Origin of the sequence: Terrimonas sp., from assembly GCF_003075435.1 — a bacterium.
Taxonomy (GTDB): Bacteria; Bacteroidota; Bacteroidia; order Chitinophagales; family Chitinophagaceae; genus Agriterribacter.
The window spans coordinates 1-17,522 of the sequence record NZ_QCZJ01000039.1 but is presented as its reverse complement, the minus strand read 5'-3'; the positions used below and the strand labels follow the sequence as shown (position 1 = coordinate 17,522).

The window sequence follows — 17,522 nt, the reverse complement described above, 5'->3', positions numbered from 1 at the left end:
TTTATTATTACAGTAATCCCATAATTAATATATCGTTCAACAAAAATTTATTTAAGATGTATTTCAAGTGCAATTGTCATATTCCTTTGACACAATAATAGCTGTTTAGCAAAATTGGATATTCAAAAACCTTCACTTACACTTACATTAATATCAACTACCAATTCATTTCGTAATCAGCAATAGCCTCGCCAATAGTTTGGATCAAAGGCATCACGGGTTCGTCCAACCAAAGGATAGAACCATCCGCGGTTTTTTTGGAAAAAAATCAAAGAGCAAATTTGCTGTTCTTATGTGATAGTATACCGGGTAACGATTTGAATCTACATTGGCTTCCGCATTAAATTCAATACCATTCATTTTAAAATGGAAAATAAAAAATTTCGCAGAGTATTATATACAAATCTAATAGTAATTGCTCATGTTACCATTCCTGACTCCTGCGTTGCTCACTCTTCACAAACTGAAGTCATCAACACCTTTTTCTCTTTTAAGAAATATGTGTTGAGTTGTTGTACGAGTGCTTTGATGTCGGTGAGTTCGCAGGTGCTTACCGCAAAACTTTCCTCATACCTCGAACCAGAATATGCCTGTTGCAATTTGTGTAATAATTTTCTTTCCTTTTCTGCACCGTTAATCCAGTAAAAGAGTTCCTCATGAACAAGACTGGTATAGATAATCAGCCTTTCAATATTATGTGTGCGGTCGGTAATGAAAACCAGTACCAGCTTTAAGAATGCTATTCAATCCAAGCTCTGTTGCCTGGTGCAACATAAAACAGGCTAACCGGTTTTGCTTTCTAACCCTGAACAGTTCTGCGGCTGCCATAAACTCTGTATACATATTCAAGCCTTCTGCTAATATAGATTCTGCCATTGATGGCAGGTATCGAGGAACGATGCCCGCATTATTTATAAATCCCTCTGACTGTTGAATGCACATGGCAGTTTTCAATACATGACACACAAAGGGATGTCCTTCTCTAATCCAATGCTGAAAGTTTTCTGTATTAAGTACGATCGTTGTGCAGGGGATTATTTTTTTACAATGTGCTTCCAACTGATCCTGCCATTCGTGGGCAGCCTTATTGATAAGGTTAGCAATAATAAGGAGATACAGGAAAGAAAGCCTTTCATTTTCCTGTTTCCTTCCGGTGTAGAAAATGCTATTGCTGCTACAGCCTGCATGTCTTTCACCAAGCAGGTAAACAGCATCAGCAGGCACAAGACTTGTTATGGTCGCTATTATCTCCTGGTATACACTTACATTTTTTGTTTGTGTTTCTTCAATAGCGGATAGCATGGTTATTTGCGTTTAGGTTTTTGAGTAATGAGGTTTACTTTGTAATGCGCTTTAATAGGTGCTAATATCTCCTGCTCAAATTGTGCAAACTGTTCTTTAAACACAATCTGCTTCTCCACCAGTTCTACCAGTGCGGCATCACGCAGGGAAGAGAGTAAATAATACACAGCATTGAGCGAAACAATAAATGGTTCATTATGCAGGAACCCTGAAAGACATTTGCCTCTTACATGCAGTTCCGGGTAGAAATGATAACAGGCTCCACAGTCTTTCAGTACAAAGCTTAAAACCGGTCTCTCCATTGATATCCGGCAGGAATACATATCCTGCTTATGGGGTGGGCGTTTTAAATCTCTCACCCATCCAAGACGGTAGCTATATAATCTTTGTTGCCGGGATAGTATTGGTAAGGCTTCTTCCCATAGTGTAAAAAGTTGCAGTAGCTCTTCTTCATGTTCTGCTGTAATATCCCTGAAGCTGCCCGGCAGTTTTTCTACCAGCTTCCACATGGCAAGCCCAAGGCTGGTAAGCTGATGCTGATCACCCGTCATTAATCCATCTTTTTTATCTGCTCCTGAAAGAAAGGGAAGAAACTGTTTTATCCCCTCTCTATCTTTGGTTAATAAACCGGCACAGGGTATAATAGCAGGAAGCCTTTCTCTTCTATAGCTGGTGAGTATAATAAACAGCGCTTCTTTATCGCGGATGGGTTTAGGTGTTGAAGCAGGTAGTTTAAAATGATCTGCGGTGAGATATGATAGCTCAGTTTGGGAGAACCGGTAAATATCTTCTTCCCGCTTTTTGGGGCTATACGTTATAAACGTACTGCTTGTATGTTTATCAAAGTATGCAGGATGCTTTACAGCAATGGAGCCAATGCCCTGTGGGCTGTACTGTTCAAAATAATCTGTGCTGTTTGATGGCAGCAATCTGCTCAGGGTTCTGCATACATGAATGCAAACTGTTTTAACCATTGTGTTGCAATTGCAGGAGAACTGTAGCTTATCCGGTTCCATCAGCACCGTTATTTGCTGTACTGTTTTTTTATCTTTTAATTGAAGTATTAAAGTTTGCCCTGATTGTGACAACAATTTTATATGAGAAGGCCAAAACGCTTCTTTGCTTCGCTGAATTCCTGGGTCTAATTGTTCTTTAATGGCTGATTTAGTAAGTATATAGGGTTCATCATCCAGGTAAAGTGTAAATGGCTCAGATGATGAATGAAGGTTGTTTGTAGTATTGGTAAAATTTTCGGATGTTTTCATGATGATGAGTTTTTGTATGCTCAATATCCGAACAGCCATACCGGTAAGCAATATGAAAAGCCGGTATTATAATGAGGTAAGCCGGTAAATTACCTGCCTATCATAGCAGGAAATATGCATTTCTATTTGTGCAACAATTAGTACCGTTATCATTTTAAATTATTGGGAGAGGGATCGAAGATGTTTTGTGATAGCCTGCTTACCGGAAAGTTCCGCTATTGCTATTACCGTTTTTATTCTTGTTATGAGTGTATATACATCTTCGGAGGTAACACTATAACTGTCTTTATATCTTGAAGCCAGGTAGGCTTCCTGCAACACCTGGAAGAGCTGTTTTTCTTTATCGGTATTTCTGGGGAATATATCGGGTAGTTGATAAGATACCAGTGCGCCATAACGCAGCAGCCTGTCAATATTATGGGTAGTGGTTTTATAGCCTGTGGCAACGCTTATTAAAGTATGCAAAGCCTGTTCTGCCGACTGGTGCAGCATAAATGCTGCCATTGCGTTTTGGTTTTGGCGGCTAAAAAACTCCGCACCTGTCAGAAACACCCATGCTCGTGTAATGCCTTCCTGGTGATCTTTATGCAATTGCTTTATTACCTCCTCACTAACTGGTGTAATATTTTTCGGCATGCTAAACCTCCCTGCGTCATATATCACGAGGGCAGACACTTGCACATGGCGGGAAAACAAATGTCCTTGCTCTGACCACTGGTTGAGCGTAGTTGTTGGCAAAACAATAGCTGTTACCGGCAACACATTTTTACAAATGGTTTCTACCCTGTCCTGCCATTCATACAGTGGTTTACCATCCGCATCTGCTATCAACATGAGCAAAAAGCAACCTGAAATATATTGGGCAGTCGGGCTCTCCTGCTGAAATATGCTTTCCGTTCTTCGGCGGTTCACGGATGCACCAAGCAGCAGTATCATCTCCGGGTTTAATTCTTTAACCATAGCATCCGTTAAAGCCTGATGCAATGTGGTGAAAGCATTTTTGAAAAGATGGTATATAGTAAATGGTCTCAATCTTCCTTTTTTTTTGGTAGTTTTCTCCTGATCTTATAGTACCACTGTTTAAACCAGAACCGGTAATGTTTGTTTCTCCATTTGGCGTATAGGTCAATCATTTTATTACCGCCGTTCCAGGGAAATAAACTTCCTACAGCATCCAGTTCTTTAAACATATTGCTGATATCAGTTTCAGTATAATGGTGCTGCCCGTAGCCCTGTGCGATAAAATAGTTTCTCAGGTGTTCTTTTGATGCAATATTGCCTTCTTCTTTCAGGTTTGTTCCGCCGGCATTAACCATAAAGTCGTAGATCATGCGTTCCGGCGTTTTATCTAACAGGCGGCAGATTAAAAGAAATCCATAGGGCAGTATAAAATGAAACTCCGCGTGACGTGCATATTCCCCTACCTGCCATTTTAACTCAGGCTTTGGGTTTCTTTTTTTTGTTTTCCGGATTGTTTTTTTCATGAGCAGATATATTGCTGATTGGATGGCGATAAAAACAAGTGTTATGTTTTACCCGCAAACACTGGTTGAAGCGTGAATATCCAAACAAGTATGCCGCTAAGCAATATGAAAAGCCGGTATAATATTGAGGTAGCCCGGTAAATTACCGGCTATTGTAGCAGGGGTATTTATTATATTTGTGCAACAACGGCAACAATAATTTTAAGTTATGGAAAAAACAATACACCAGGGAAGAAATATTAAGCGGTTCCGCGAAATGTTGGGCATTAAGCAGGAAGCTTTGGCCAATGAATTAGGTGATGACTGGAACCAGCGTAAAATATCCTTACTCGAACAAAAGGAAGCTATTGAACCTGAACTGCTGGAACAGGTTGCCAAAGTATTGAAAGTACCGGTGGAAGCGATTAAGAATTTTGATGAGGAAACTGCAATTCACAATATTCAGAATAATTTTGATAGCTCTGTGGTCAATGCAGGGCCAACTATAAATTATAAATGCAACTTTAATCCTTTAGATAAATGGGCAGAAGAAATAGCAGAGAATAGAAAGTTGTATGAGCGGTTGTTACAGTCCGAAAAGGAGAAAATGGAGCTTTTGCAGAAACTTTTGGAGAAAGTGAAATAAAAAATACGATTGTAAATAACCATTACTGCTTAAAGATGAACTATTTCCCTTATGAGAATTTATCGGATGAGGAGTTTGAAGAACTAGTTATTCGGGTAGCCAAGGAAATTTTAGGAATTGGCTGCAAAACATTTTCTATAGGAAAAGACGGCGCGAAGGATAGTTGGTTTACCGGAACAGCTGAAAAATTTCCCTCTCAGTCTGCACCGTGGTCAGGTACATTTAATTTGCAGGCGAAACACACAAAGACATTAAATGCAAGTTGTAGTGATAATGATTTTTCAGTAAACAAAACCTCAATTCTAGTCAAAGAAATTGTTAGGCTTAATGAGATAAAAGCAGATACACCATTTGACTGCTATTTGCTTTTTACTAACAGAAAATTGCCTGGAGGTGTGCATCCTATCATTATTGAGCAGCTACAAACTGGACTCGGCATTCAAAATGTTGAGATAATAGGGCGGAACAGTTAGATACATACCTAACAGACTTTCCTTTTATTGCAGATAAGTTTGGATTGTATAGGTTTGCAGCTCCTTTACGTTTTTACGAGGAAGATTTAAGAGATGTCATTATTGTATTCTCAGAACAGACTAAAGCTATCTCGCAAAATGCCGCAGACTATATTGTAAGCTATGATGTTATCGCTAAAGACGAAAAAAATAAGCTGAACAATCTCAGCAAGGATTATTTTGATTTTCTTTTAAGTCATTCTAATCAATACTTTAAAGAAATTGATCAATTTCTTACGGACCCTAAGAATGATAAGTATACCAGAATGTATGGTAATACCGTAAGCGATTTAAAAGCCAAAATATTGCTGGAAAGAGATAGATTTACAGAATTTCAATATTTAATCGAACATTTAGTCACCTTTGTTGTTGAGAACAACGCAGATAAACTTCATGATATTCGAAGTATTGTAAGGGTATTTTTACATTTTATGTATTTCAATTGCGATATAGGAAAAACAAAATGATAGCTCCCCATAAATATCTAAATTTAAATTTATCTGTACTTAACTTGGGTGGATTGATAATTAGCACCCTTAAAGAAGATGGAGCAATCAAATATGACGAACTTCTTAAAAAAGTAATTTTGGCAAGAGGAGAAAGTGCTAAAGATGTTTTCATTCCCACACTCAGTTTTTTGTATGCATTAGGGAAAATTGAGTACCGAAAGGATATTGATACAATAGAATATTTGTAATGAAATTGAGTCAATTATACGCCAATAAAAAGTTTAAGAGCATTGTATTCAACGATGGGCTTAATATTGTATTGGCAAAGGTTACTAAAAAGCTCGATCTCAATAAAGATTCACATAATCTTGGCAAAACAACATTGATTGCAGTAATTGATTTCATGTTACTTAGAAATTTATCAGAGGATCATATTTTTAAGAAGTATCAGGAGTTATTTGCAGACTATGTATTTTATCTGGAAATCTTATTAAATAGCGGACAATATCTAACGATTAGAAGATCTGTAACATCGCCAAGTAAAATATCATTCAAACAAACGAATGTTTCCGTTAGTCTTTTAGATGAAAATGAGTGGGATTACTTAAATCTAAGTTTTGCAGCAGCTGAAGAAAAACTTAATGAATGTTTATCCTTTGATGTACTGCAGAAATGGGGGTTTAGAAAATCAGTCACATACTTTCTCCGATCTCAAAAGGATTATCATGATGTGTTTCAACTATCCAAGTTTGCAAAAGGAAAAGATGTAGATTGGAAACCGTTTATGTTTGACATGCTTGGGTTTAATGGAGATCTGCTAATAAGCAAATACAATACTGATACTGAAATAGCCGAACAAAAAACTTTTATAAGTGGTTTAAAGTCCAAATTTGCTGTAGATTCCGATGAGGTTGATAAAATCAGAGGGGCGATATCCTTAAAGAAAGCAGAGCAGGCAGATATTGAACGACAAATAGACAACTTTAATTTTTATCAGCAAGAAAGAAAATTAAATAAAGAACTCGTAGAAGATGTGGAAAGGCGCATCTCGGAGCTTAATTCTATTGAATATAAACTCGAATTTGATCTTGATAAGACGAAAGAATCATTTTCTCAAAACGTTTCCTTTGATATTAACCAGTTAAAACAGATATATGAAGAGTCCAAGATTTTCTTTCCAGAAAATTTAATAAAAGACTATAAAGACCTTGAGGACTTCAATAAAAGAATTACTGCGGAACGCAATAAATATCTGGAAGAAAAAATAATTGAATTAACTGAGCAGCTAAAAGCTATTAGAGCCGACCTACTACGTTATAACAATAAACGTAATGAAATCTTATCTGTATTGAAGGATAAAGATTCTTTTAAAAAATTCAAAGGCTATCAGATTGATTTAACCAAGATCGAAGGAGAAATATCTCGTCTTGATGAAAAATTGAAAAGTATAGACAAGATTGCGTTACTAAATGAAGCAACTGAAAAGCTGACAGAAAAACTTGAAATCATAATTAAAGACATTAATGCCGAAATTAATCAAAACGATATTAATAAAGTATATCCTGAAATAAGACGCATATTCCATAATATTTTTAAATATATCGTTAACTCTTCCGCGATTATTTTTATGCGGCAAAATAGTCAAGGGAATGTTGAATTTAAGGTTGAAGTAACTAAAGAGAATGAGGTAGATATAACAGCTGAAGGAAAAGGAAACACATATCAAAAATTACTTTGTATTTCGTTTGATATTGCTGTACTCGTTGCTTATCATAAACAATCATTTTATCGCTTTGTTTATCATGATGGAGCACTTGAAGGCCTTGACAATAGAAAAAAAGCTAATTATATTAACCTTGTTATTGATTATTGCGCACGCTACAATCTGCAATACATATTAACGTCCATAGAACATGATATTCCTTCGGAGATTTTAAAAACATTTACTCCAAAGCAGATTTGTTTATCACTCGACGACTCAGGTGATGAAGGAAAGCTGTTTGGGTTTAGTTTTTGATAATACCTATAAAAGAAGGTATCTTAAGTAGGTTACAATTTAATTAAAATCACATATTTTCCCTACTGGTATGTGCCTTCACATACCAGCACAATTTTCCGGGCAGATAAGATAAAGTATAGAGGAGAGTACTGCAACTTACCGCGACTGTTTTTGGTGTATGGGAGACACCCGCCAATAGGGAAAATTTGATGGATACATTGCTACAGATAATGCCGGAAAACATTTAAACATATAAGCAAATTTGATTACATTTGTTTTGTGAACAAGCAGTTTGAAAAATATAAGGGCATTCATCCCGGTATTGTACTCGAGAGGGAATTAAAAAAGCGTTCTATCAAAAAACGTCCTTTCGCATTATCTCTTTCCGAACATCCCCAAACTTTTAATGCTATTACAAAAGGAAAGCGAAGTTTAAATACGGCGCTTGCCCTCAGGATAGAAAAGGAATTACAAGTGGGTGAAGGAACGCTGGTTTTTCTGAAAGCCTGGTATGATATTAAAAAAGAGAAAGAGAAGGAAAAGAAGCATACACCTGACCTGTCAAAGTTTAGAAAAACGTTGTTTTGGGATACGGATGTAAAACAGATTGATTGGGAGAAGCAATATAAAGCGGTAATACAGCGTGTATATGAACGCGGTAATACCAATGAGCAAAATGAAATATCCCGCTTTTACGGTATGGCTAAAGTTCAGGCTGCTTTGCAGGCAAGAAAGACTGCATTTTTTTCGCTAACATAGTAGCGCTATAATAAACCTGTATGGTTTAAAAAGTCACTACTTCCCTGCTTCTTCCTTCATCCTTCTCGTTTCTTCTTTAGCTGTAATACTTTTTACACCCGGTTAAATTTTTCCGGAAATCAGTGCAGAATATTTTTAACTGTAGTTTTTGGGTTCAGGTGAGTATAAAATTGTTATTTCACATTTTATGCAATACAACTAAACTTGCTAAGCAGTATTTGTGGTGAACGCCGGGATAAGTTGATTAAAAAAACATTGAAAAGCAAGCATAACAACTTGCTCTTTATCATTTTAAACACCCGAAACTTACAGCATTACAGAACTTTTGGAGACATTACAGGGCTGTTCAAAACAATATATGTTTATCTATGAATTTCCCTATTTCGTAATTAAATTTCCACATTTCGACAGCGCATTCCTTTAGTTATAATAACATTTGCGCCCGTTATTAATAAACTTTTCAATGACGGCTTTTTTCAGGAGTCATTGTTTTCACACCTTAAAAAACCATTAGAATGACAAATTGGGCGTTTACCAGGTTTCGGTTATGTACTATGTTGTTTTCAGTTTTTTTCCTTTGCTTTTCACTTGCTGCTTTTTCGCAATCCGGAAAATTAAAAATCAAAGTTAAATCACAAGAGGGCCCTTTACCAGGTGCAAGCGTGGTAATTAATAATGGTGATAAGAATGGTATTACAGATCATGATGGGGAATTTGAATGGAAGAACGTAACTCCCGGTGAATATGAGGTGAAAATTTCAATGCTGGGTTATATCAGCCAGACCAAAACCCTCACTATTCAAAATGAAGAGAAAACCCATTTGAATTTCACGTTAGAAAAACAGTATGTTGATCTTCAAACGGTTGAAATTACCGGAAGAAAAGAGACGGGGTATAAGAATACCAATAGTTTTACAGCAACCAAAACTGAAACGCCTATCCGGGAAATTCCACAATCAATAAGCTATGTAACGAAAGAGCTGATTAACGACCAGATGGCTTTTAAGATGATGGATGTATTGAAAAATATCAGTGGTGTAAGCCAAAATTCCTACACGAACAATAAATATGTTTTAAGAGGGTTTGAGTCTGAATCAAAGCAAACGCTCATTAACGGGCTTAAAACATTTACCGGTGAGCGCTCCGCAGATATATTGCCCTATGTAGAACGGGTTGAAGTAATTAAAGGACCAGCCAGCGCATTATTTGCTAATACCAGCCCCGGAGGAACCGTGAATATTGTAACCAAGAAGCCATTGGCAGAGAGCAGAAAAGCCATCAATTTTGCTACTGGAAGCTACGGCACTATCCGGATCACCTCTGACTTTACAGGGGCTATGAATCAGTCTCAAACTTTATTATACAGGCTCAACCTCGCCTACCAGAATGCAGGCTCTTTTCGTGAGCTACAGAATAAGCAATCCTTCGTAATCGCTCCTTCTGTATCTTTTCTGCCAACAGATCGTACACGCATTAACTTTGATCTTGTTTTTATTAACGATAATGGCCGCAATGACAGGGGGCAACCGTCCTATTCTCCGGTAAACGGCGTGAGAGATTTATATGCCACACCTACTTCTTTATCCTTATCTCGGGTTAATGATTATGTAAAGGCACAAAAAATATTTTCCACGCTTTCCTTGCAACATAATTTTTCCAATCATATTGCATTTAACGCCTCCTATTTAAAAGGGGTGTATCATGAAGATTTAAGAGAGCACCGGACAGCCAATAAAAATGCAGTAGATGAAGACGGTAATGATATTCCCGACCTGATGGAAATGCGTTATAATTACAGGATTACGGATAACATTACCGATAATCTTACCTCTTACTTCTCCTTCCGGTTTAACACTGGCGGATTAGAGCACCGTTTATTAACAGGATATGACTTTATCCAAAGCTCAGATGGCTTTGGTAACACAACTGCAGAAGCGTTGGGTTACCTGTCTGCAGATGGTAAATCAGCGCTTAAAAAATATGATCCGGCTAAAAAAGAAAAGTATATGATTGTTGACGGACGCCCGGTTACTAATGTTCCGTCAGTTGATTTGCGCAACCCGGATTATACCATTTCCGATCCTGCCAAATATATCAGTACGGCTGAGCAGGATAAATTGGGTAAATATTATACCCAGGGCGTGTATATACAGGATCAGTTAAGCTGGAAACAGTTCAAAGCATTGCTATCATTGCGTCAGGAGTTTTATACAGATATAGCTGGTTATGGAACACCTGCTACAACTCATGTTAATCAAAAAGCGTTGTTACCACGTTTTGGTTTGGTATATACGCCGTTAAAGGAAATCAGCCTTTACGGTACCTATGTTTACGGTTTTCAGCCACAGGAAGCGGGATATATAGGAGATCCTGCGAAATATGGAGGACCTTTTGACCCGTTGGAAAGTAATATGATTGAATTTGGTGTTAAGTCAGGCTGGTTAAATGACCGGTTATCTGCAACGCTGGCAGTATATAAAATAGAGCAAAATAATGTATTGCAAACAGCCAATGACCTTGGTAATCCAGACCTGCTCAGGCAAATAGGCCAGGTAAGAGGCAAGGGTATTGAGCTGGATGTATATGGAAGGATATTGTACAATTTAAGCATCACGGCAAATCTTGCTTTTAATAATACTGAGATAACAAAAAGTGAAGATAAAGACGAGATAGGTAAGCAGGCGGCTAATGCGCCAAAGTCTCAGGGTGGGTTCTGGGCAAAATATGATGTTACCAGAGGCGCGGTTAAAGGGCTCGGAATTGCTTTGGGTGCTAATTTTCAGTCAAAACGTGAATCCGGTGCTTATGATATAACACTTCCTGAATATACTGTAGCAAATGCTGCACTTTACTATCGCATTGATAAAATACAGCTTTCAGCTACGTTTAATAACCTGTTTAATAAAACATATTGGCTGGGAGCGGACTCCTTTACCCGTTTGTTTCCCGGCACACCCAGAAACTTCCTGGTAGGTGTAGGGTATACCTTTTAAGGAAATGCGATGTACTAAAATCTCCTGTTTCTAAAAACAGGAGATTTTTTTTGTTCCAGTATATACATTATTTTGATGCTGTATGACAAAATTTATTCTAAAAAGTTCTTACACCCGGGCGCACCGGATATTGCACTGGCTAATAGCCCTGACTTTTATTTTTATATTGCTTACGGTGTGGTTGCGCCAGGGATGGATGAACCGGCATAATATTGCAGATGTTGTTATACTGCAGGCAGCAACAGATCATGTTGACATGCCTAAAGATACTGCGGATAAAATTGGAAGAATAGTTAGAAAACCCATGTGGGACTGGCATATCTATGCAGGCTATGTTTTGCTGGGGCTTTATATAATCCGGCTGATTGTAATGAAGATTGAGGGGCCTGTATTCAGCAATCCTTTTTCAAGGAATATCACTTCTAAAGAAAGGATAAAATCGGCTATATACCTCATTTTTTACATTTGCCTGTTCCTGTCTTTATTTACCGGCGCTTATATAAAACTGGTTGGTAAAGTTTACCCTGGTGTATACGCTGCTATGAAAGGCGTTCATGTGCAATCACTATATTATTCCCTGGCTTTTATTTTTCTGCATTTAGCAGGGCTGGTTTTAGCTGAGATGGGAACTGATAAGGGTATTATTTCCAGAATGATTCATGGCGGCAGGCAATAGTACCGGAACATTTACACTATAATGGGGCAAAGCTTTTAATCGTGTTGCTTATCTGTATCAATGAAATGATTTAATGAGAAATCCCGAAATATGAAAAACATGATCTAATGTTACAGCAACTATACCTACAGCCAACACACTTGCTAATTTTAAAGTAAAAGCTTTTACCAGTTTTTTGTCTTTTATATTCTTCCACACAATAGGAAAATCAATTAAGGCGCTTGCCATGGAAGATATAATAGCTGCGCTGCCTGCAATGTTTGCCGATATCTGGCCATGCATTGCCATTGTTGCAGCAGCAGCCGTAGTACTGGCGCTGCTAACCAAACCGCCAACTGCAGCGGTAACGATCATGCCCGAACTTCCCATAAACCTTGTTATTAGTGTACCCCCTACTTGTATCAGGATAAAAAGTAAGCCGAAAGACGCGATTTTCTTTATGGCAATCGGCGAGGCAAGTTTGATGGATTCTTCTGACAACGCACTTTGCTTTTTAAAAGTGTTGTAATCTTTCCAAATCCAAAGAGCAGCAATGCAGGACATTGCCAGCAACGGCAATAATGTAGCCGTAAGAGAGAGCGGTACAAAAATAGCTGCCAGTATCATATTTCTTGTAAACATCGAAATATTAATAATACTGGATAGCATCGTAATTCTGTACGGCGTTCCTGCTTCATTTACACGGGTGGTCATTTCTGCAATGGTAGCTGTACTGTTTACTAAACCGCCAAAAACAGCTCCAAGATAAAGTCCTTTAGAACTAAAAACTTTTAAGAAAATATAGTTCAGGAAACCAATGCCGGCAATGGCAATAATACTAACCCAGGCATCGCTTGGATTAAAAAGCTGCCAGGGATCAATATAACGATTCGGCAGCAGCGGGTAGATCACAAAACCGATAAGGCCCAGTAAAATTGCACTCCTTACTTCGGAAGTCTGCAAGCCGCCGGCAAATCTGCTTAGCTCCGCTTTCCATGCCAAAATTGCTGTAATAATAATAGTACCTGCCACAGGAGTAAAAATATGCCCCTTGCCGGTCAACACTCCTAAAATGTAGCAGGCTATCATGGCAGCCGAAGTAGTTATTTCGGTATTGCGCTCGGTTAAAAAACTTCTGATGTTTGATATTAAAATTAACAAACACACACCTGCGAGTCCAGCAATAATTAAGGCATTGCTTACCTGCGCCGATAGCATTCCTATTAATGAAATGATGGAAAAAGTTCTAATGCCGGCCTCTTTGTGCGACCAGTTGCGTTCTAATCCCATCAGCATGCCTATACCAACAGCTACAGCAATTTTTAAAGCAATTGCACTAACATTAAAATGTATAAATTGTTCTTCCGTAGAAAAATATTGGTTACTACAAACGTCAAATATACTATCTAATTCAGTAGAATATGAATTCTGTTGCTACTTCACTTTTGATTAGTGTGTGATTGATCATAACAGTAGTATAACAAAATACGGTAAGTTTGTACTGTGCATAAGGGAAAAATATCGTTATAAAAATAACAAGAGCATCCAGGAATTTTAGTAAAGCAGGCAATCTTTTTATGAATAGGCTTGTTTTGATAATCTCCAGAATCAATATGGTCTGTTTTTTATTTATCATTAAATCTTCTAAAAACTGAACGAATATGCAGCGTCTTTTTTTTATTTTTCTTAGTATTTCTTTGATCAGCAGTTGTGGAACCAGTAAAAAAGCGCAACGGCAGGAAGTTTCATTTGATGAGGGTATCCGGCAAATTAATCATGTAGTTGTTGTTTATATGGAAAACCGCAGTTTCGATAATCTTTACGGTGAATTTAAAGGAGCAAACGGTATTAAAAATGCTCAAAAAGGAAACTTTGTTCAGGTGGATGAGAATGGGAACCCTTATAAATACCTGCCAGAAATTCCGAGGAACAACTCTTTCCCTGTTAACCTGCCTAATAAGCTGTTTAATATAGATCAATACGTAACATCCGACAAAAAAACGCCAGATGTTACACATCGCTTCTTTCATAACCAGTTACAAATAAACGGTGGGAAAATGGACAGGTTTGCGGCATATAACGATTCTAAAGGACTGGCAATGGGCTATTATACAACAAAAAAACTGCCTTTATACCCGATAGCCAAAAAATATACTTTGTGCGACAATTTCTTTCAGAGTGTTTTTGGTGGTTCCTACTTTAACCATGTTTATATGATTTCTGCTGCTGTGCCGGTATGGCCTGATGCTCCGCCATCATTAATTGCAAAGTTGGACGAGAATGGTAAGATGATAAAAGATGGAATTGTTACTCCTGATGGGTATGTTATTAACCATGTTTTTTCCCGTAATAAACCTTATCCTCCTAAATCAGATACTACTAAATTAGTGCCGTCTCAAACAATGCCAACTATAGGTGATAAATTAAGTGAAAAAGGAATATCCTGGGCCTGGTATTCAGAAGGATGGGATGATGCTGTAGCTGAAAAGAAAAACAATTTTGCGTATAACCATGAGCCCTTCCTGTATTTTGCCGGGTATGCCGAAGGAACAGAAGGCAGAAAACATATGAGGGATCAAAATGATTTCTTAAAAGCTGCGAACGAAGGAACGCTTCCCAGCGTTTGTTTTGTAAAGCCTGGCGGAGGAAATGATGAACATCCGGGAGGCGCCGATGTATATTCTTCTGAGCAGCTGGCGGTAAAATTAATTAATGCCGTGTTAGAGGGTCCCAATGCAAAAGACGCTCTTGTGATACTGACCTACGATGAATTTGGTGGATTCTTTGATCATGTGGCCCCACCGGTTATAGACCGCTGGGGGCCGGGAAGCCGGATACCTGCTATTGTTATTGGGCCTTTTGCTAAAAAAGGCTTTGTCGATCACACACAATATGAAACAGTAAGTATACTTTCTTTTATTGAGCATCGGTGGGGAATAGCGCCATTGGCAGACCGTGATAAGAATGCCAATCCCTTCATGAATACCCTTATATTTAAGTAATTACTGTTGCAGAAAAGCTCATGTGTTATGTATAAGAAAATCGGAATAGCGGGCTTTCTTTTTATGGGCATATTCATTGCAAGCTTTACGCCCCATCATAAAAAATTTTATACAATAAGAGCACAGGAGGGCAAACGAGAACGGAAAATCAGGGAAAAAATTTTGAACGATATTGTATCCTTTCGTGATTATGTAAAAGACTCTTTATTGGCAGAGTCCGGTAAAGCGCACGTAGATACACAAAACATTCGTCGTATTTTTTTACAATCAAGGTTACTCTTTAAAGCATTTGAATGGGCGGCAGCATATTTTGCCGCTGACCTTACAGACAGATTAAATGGACCGCCTGTTCAGGAGATTGAAAATGCGGATTTATTAGATTCTTCCATTGCACGTGCCATTGATCCGATGGGGCTGCAGGTTATAGAGGGGTATATTTACCCTATATACGATGAAGGTGATAAAAAGGAACTGATCAACGAAGTAGATCATTTAATAAATAGTACAAAATACCTGGTGTCATTTTTTACTGATCAACAGCTTGCCGACTGGCGGATTCTGGATGCCGCTAAGCTGGAAATATTCAGGATAATTGCTTTGGGGATTACCGGTTTTGACAATCCACTCTCTCTGAAAAGTATGGAAGAATCGGCGGCAGCTTTAAAAAGCCTGCGAGAAATGCTGCCTGCCTATGTAAAGGATGGCCGGAAAAACACTTTATTGCAAGAGCTGGAAAAATCCATCAATTACTTACATCAACATACCGATTTTAACGCTTTTGACCGGGCAAATTTTATTTCACATTATGCAAATAGCATCAGTACCGGAATTGCTGAATTGGAACAGGGTTTACCCGGTGAGAAGATAAAATATAACCGGATGTTGAATCAGGAAGCAAGAACATTGTTTGATACGAATGCGTTCAATGTGGATGCATTCGCTCCGGGTGCTGAATTTCAAACAACCACACCGAAAGTACTATTGGGAGAAAAACTCTTTTACGATGTATCAATATCTGGCAATGGAACAAGAAGCTGTGCTTCCTGCCACCGCCCTGAATTGGCCTTTGCTGACGGATTGCCTAAAAATACAAACATCCATCATCCCGCAAAGCTATTGAGAAGAAATACGCCCACGTTAATCAACGCTGCTTTACAGTCTAATTACTTCTATGATATGAGAGCGCTAACGCTGGAAGAACAGATATGGGATGTGATTGGCAATAAAGAGGAAATGGATGGCTCTATGGATACAATAGTAGAATATGTTTCAGCGGATAAAACCTATCAATCACTATTCTCCAAAGCTTTTCCCGGAAAAAAAAATCTTTCAAATCCTGTCTCCTCAAATTATTATTCAACAAACATTTTTCCGGAAAATTATGGAAGAGAAATAAACGCAGAGGAAGTAGTAAATGCATTAGCGGCTTATGTGCGGAGTCTTGTTAAACTCAATAGCCGGTTTGATGATTATATGCAGGGTAATGAACAAGCCTTGTCGGCGAGCGAATTGAAGGGATTTAATTTGTTTATGGGAAAAGCGAAGTGTGCTACCTGTCATTTTATTCCATTATTTAATGGTATTACCCCACCCAAATATGTTGTTAGTGAAACAGAGGTGTTGGGTGTTCCCTTGTCTCTCTCGGATTCCACGCTGGATACAGATCGTGGTTATTATGATGTAATTGGCATTGATGCTTACAAGTATGCTTTTAAAATTCCTTCAGTAAGGAATGTAGATAAAACATCTCCATATATGCATAATGGTGTATATCAAACTTTAGACCTGGTAATGGATTTTTATAATAACGGGGGGGGCGCCGGGTTAAGAATAAACCTGCCTAATCAAACGCTTTCTAAAGAAAATCTTAACCTTTCTGAAGAAGAAAAAAAAGATATTATCGGTTTTATGAAAAGCCTGGAAAGCAAATAGAGTTTATTGAGTTGCTCATATAAAGTTGTTATATAGAAATTTACCTACTGGTATGTGGTGACACCATAGTCGTTAAGCTAAGACTTTGTATTAAACTGTAAGGATTCATAATGCGTTTGTTTATTTTTTGGTGCAATGCATACACAATCTATTATCAGCGGGAGATAGGTATGGGATAGCCATGTTTTTATTGGTAACTTTTTTAATAGTACGATTTTTAAAGTAAAAGCAAATTTGCGGCTTCGTTTAAAAAACATCAGCATACTTACCGTTTGTCCACAGGCAGATACGTGCTTATTGAGACGGCTGAATAAGCTCCAATTAATCAATATCCATAACAGCCTGCCCAGTAGCTGGCATTCCAGTCTTTCTCTTTTTACCCGTTTAACTTCATTAATGCGAAAGAATGATTTCCACGTTTAAATACCAGTTCTATTTGCCAGCGCAGGTAATAGGTTTTTCTAACCTCAGATGGAGGTAGTATATCAGATCCAACATTAGTTACGTAAATATTATAATGCAGCTTTTTTTTATGTTCTTTTGAT

Annotated in this window: 16 protein-coding genes; 10 read left to right on the top strand and 6 right to left on the bottom strand. The window is 37.9% G+C overall.

The annotated features are described in order from the left end of the window. Positions 1–693: 693 nt before the first annotated feature. From DC498_RS24150 to DC498_RS24135, 4 genes are all read right to left on the bottom strand, one after another. Entirely contained in the window at positions 694–1,302 is a 609-nt protein-coding gene (locus DC498_RS24150; RefSeq protein ID WP_116876694.1) for a hypothetical protein, read from the bottom strand. Positions 1,303–1,304: 2 nt separating this feature from the next. After that, a complete protein-coding gene (locus DC498_RS24145; protein ID WP_133176966.1) occupies positions 1,305–2,567 on the bottom strand; it encodes a hypothetical protein in 1,263 nt (420 codons plus the stop codon). 159 nt (positions 2,568–2,726) lie between these two features. Continuing rightward, positions 2,727–3,599 carry a HEPN domain-containing protein gene (locus tag DC498_RS24140; RefSeq protein WP_116876692.1) on the bottom strand — a complete coding sequence of 291 codons (873 nt, stop codon included), beginning with the start codon at positions 3,597–3,599 and terminating at the stop codon, positions 2,727–2,729. Then, the gene (locus tag DC498_RS24135; protein ID WP_116876691.1) at positions 3,596–4,051 is read right to left on the bottom strand and encodes a hypothetical protein; all 456 of its coding nucleotides are present in this window, start codon (positions 4,049–4,051) and stop codon (positions 3,596–3,598) included. The genes DC498_RS24140 and DC498_RS24135 overlap by 4 nt, the downstream gene beginning before the upstream one ends. Before the next feature lie 208 nt (positions 4,052–4,259). Between DC498_RS24135 and DC498_RS24130 the strand changes: the two genes are divergently transcribed. The 8 genes from DC498_RS24130 to DC498_RS24095 all read left to right on the top strand — a co-directional run bounded on the left by DC498_RS24130 (position 4,260) and on the right by DC498_RS24095 (position 12,064). Next, a complete protein-coding gene (locus DC498_RS24130) occupies positions 4,260–4,676 on the top strand; it encodes a helix-turn-helix transcriptional regulator (protein ID WP_116876690.1) in 417 nt (138 codons plus the stop codon). 35 nt (positions 4,677–4,711) lie between these two features. Beyond that, positions 4,712–5,149 carry a hypothetical protein gene (locus tag DC498_RS24125; protein ID WP_116876689.1) on the top strand — a complete coding sequence of 146 codons (438 nt, stop codon included), beginning with the start codon at positions 4,712–4,714 and terminating at the stop codon, positions 5,147–5,149. 44 nt (positions 5,150–5,193) lie between these two features. Beyond that, positions 5,194–5,655 carry an ABC-three component system protein gene (locus DC498_RS24120; protein ID WP_116876688.1) on the top strand — a complete coding sequence of 154 codons (462 nt, stop codon included), beginning with the start codon at positions 5,194–5,196 and terminating at the stop codon, positions 5,653–5,655. Continuing rightward, a complete protein-coding gene (locus DC498_RS24115) occupies positions 5,652–5,885 on the top strand; it encodes an ABC-three component system middle component 8 (protein WP_116876687.1) in 234 nt (77 codons plus the stop codon). Before DC498_RS24120 ends, DC498_RS24115 begins: the two co-directional genes overlap by 4 nt. After that, a complete protein-coding gene (locus DC498_RS24110; protein WP_116876686.1) occupies positions 5,885–7,654 on the top strand; it encodes a DUF2326 domain-containing protein in 1,770 nt (589 codons plus the stop codon). The genes DC498_RS24115 and DC498_RS24110 overlap by 1 nt, the downstream gene beginning before the upstream one ends. Positions 7,655–7,915: 261 nt before the next feature. Beyond that, the gene (locus tag DC498_RS24105; RefSeq protein WP_116876685.1) at positions 7,916–8,395 is read left to right on the top strand and encodes a helix-turn-helix transcriptional regulator; all 480 of its coding nucleotides are present in this window, start codon (positions 7,916–7,918) and stop codon (positions 8,393–8,395) included. 515 nt (positions 8,396–8,910) lie between these two features. Beyond that, on the top strand, positions 8,911–11,388 hold the full coding sequence (locus tag DC498_RS24100; protein ID WP_116876684.1) for a TonB-dependent receptor: 2,478 nt from the start codon (positions 8,911–8,913) through the stop codon (positions 11,386–11,388). A gap of 82 nt (positions 11,389–11,470) precedes the next feature. Further along, positions 11,471–12,064, top strand: coding sequence for a cytochrome b/b6 domain-containing protein (locus tag DC498_RS24095; protein WP_116876683.1), 594 nt, complete (start codon positions 11,471–11,473; stop codon positions 12,062–12,064). A gap of 57 nt (positions 12,065–12,121) precedes the next feature. On the opposite strand, the gene DC498_RS24090 is transcribed toward DC498_RS24095, so the two are convergent. Then, the gene (locus DC498_RS24090; RefSeq protein WP_165813948.1) at positions 12,122–13,333 is read right to left on the bottom strand and encodes an MgtC/SapB family protein; all 1,212 of its coding nucleotides are present in this window, start codon (positions 13,331–13,333) and stop codon (positions 12,122–12,124) included. A gap of 371 nt (positions 13,334–13,704) precedes the next feature. Here DC498_RS24090 and DC498_RS24080 point away from each other — a divergent pair, with 371 nt between their 5' ends. Both DC498_RS24080 and DC498_RS24075 read left to right on the top strand, forming a co-directional pair. Next, the gene (locus DC498_RS24080) at positions 13,705–15,045 is read left to right on the top strand and encodes an alkaline phosphatase family protein (protein ID WP_116876680.1); all 1,341 of its coding nucleotides are present in this window, start codon (positions 13,705–13,707) and stop codon (positions 15,043–15,045) included. Between the two features lie 27 nt (positions 15,046–15,072). Next, positions 15,073–16,977: a cytochrome-c peroxidase gene (locus tag DC498_RS24075; protein WP_116876679.1), complete on the top strand. Its 1,905-nt coding sequence runs from the start codon at positions 15,073–15,075 to the stop codon at positions 16,975–16,977. Between the two features lie 376 nt (positions 16,978–17,353). On the opposite strand, the gene DC498_RS26855 is transcribed toward DC498_RS24075, so the two are convergent. Continuing rightward, positions 17,354–17,500 (bottom strand): hypothetical protein, encoded by a 147-nt coding sequence (locus DC498_RS26855; RefSeq protein WP_370443934.1) that lies wholly within the window; start codon positions 17,498–17,500, stop codon positions 17,354–17,356. Positions 17,501–17,522: the final 22 nt, after the last annotated feature.

Excerpts from the sequence above, each read along its gene's own strand:
- DC498_RS24110 (WP_116876686.1), top strand. The coding sequence starts at position 5,885 with ATGAAATTGAGTCAATTATACGCCAATAAAAAGTTTAAGAGCATTGTA.
- DC498_RS24125 (WP_116876689.1), top strand. The coding sequence starts at position 4,712 with ATGAACTATTTCCCTTATGAGAATTTATCGGATGAGGAGTTTGAAGAA.
- DC498_RS24145 (WP_133176966.1), bottom strand. The coding sequence starts at position 2,567 with ATGAAAACATCCGAAAATTTTACCAATACTACAAACAACCTTCATTCA.
- DC498_RS24130 (WP_116876690.1), top strand. The coding sequence starts at position 4,260 with ATGGAAAAAACAATACACCAGGGAAGAAATATTAAGCGGTTCCGCGAA.
- DC498_RS24115 (WP_116876687.1), top strand. The coding sequence starts at position 5,652 with ATGATAGCTCCCCATAAATATCTAAATTTAAATTTATCTGTACTTAAC.
- DC498_RS24095 (WP_116876683.1), top strand. The coding sequence starts at position 11,471 with ATGACAAAATTTATTCTAAAAAGTTCTTACACCCGGGCGCACCGGATA.
- DC498_RS24135 (WP_116876691.1), bottom strand. The coding sequence starts at position 4,051 with ATGAAAAAAACAATCCGGAAAACAAAAAAAAGAAACCCAAAGCCTGAG.
- DC498_RS24080 (WP_116876680.1), top strand. The coding sequence starts at position 13,705 with ATGCAGCGTCTTTTTTTTATTTTTCTTAGTATTTCTTTGATCAGCAGT.
- DC498_RS24075 (WP_116876679.1), top strand. The coding sequence starts at position 15,073 with ATGTATAAGAAAATCGGAATAGCGGGCTTTCTTTTTATGGGCATATTC.
- DC498_RS24150 (WP_116876694.1), bottom strand. The coding sequence starts at position 1,302 with ATGCTATCCGCTATTGAAGAAACACAAACAAAAAATGTAAGTGTATAC.
- DC498_RS24100 (WP_116876684.1), top strand. The coding sequence starts at position 8,911 with ATGACAAATTGGGCGTTTACCAGGTTTCGGTTATGTACTATGTTGTTT.
- DC498_RS24090 (WP_165813948.1), bottom strand. The coding sequence starts at position 13,333 with ATGGGATTAGAACGCAACTGGTCGCACAAAGAGGCCGGCATTAGAACT.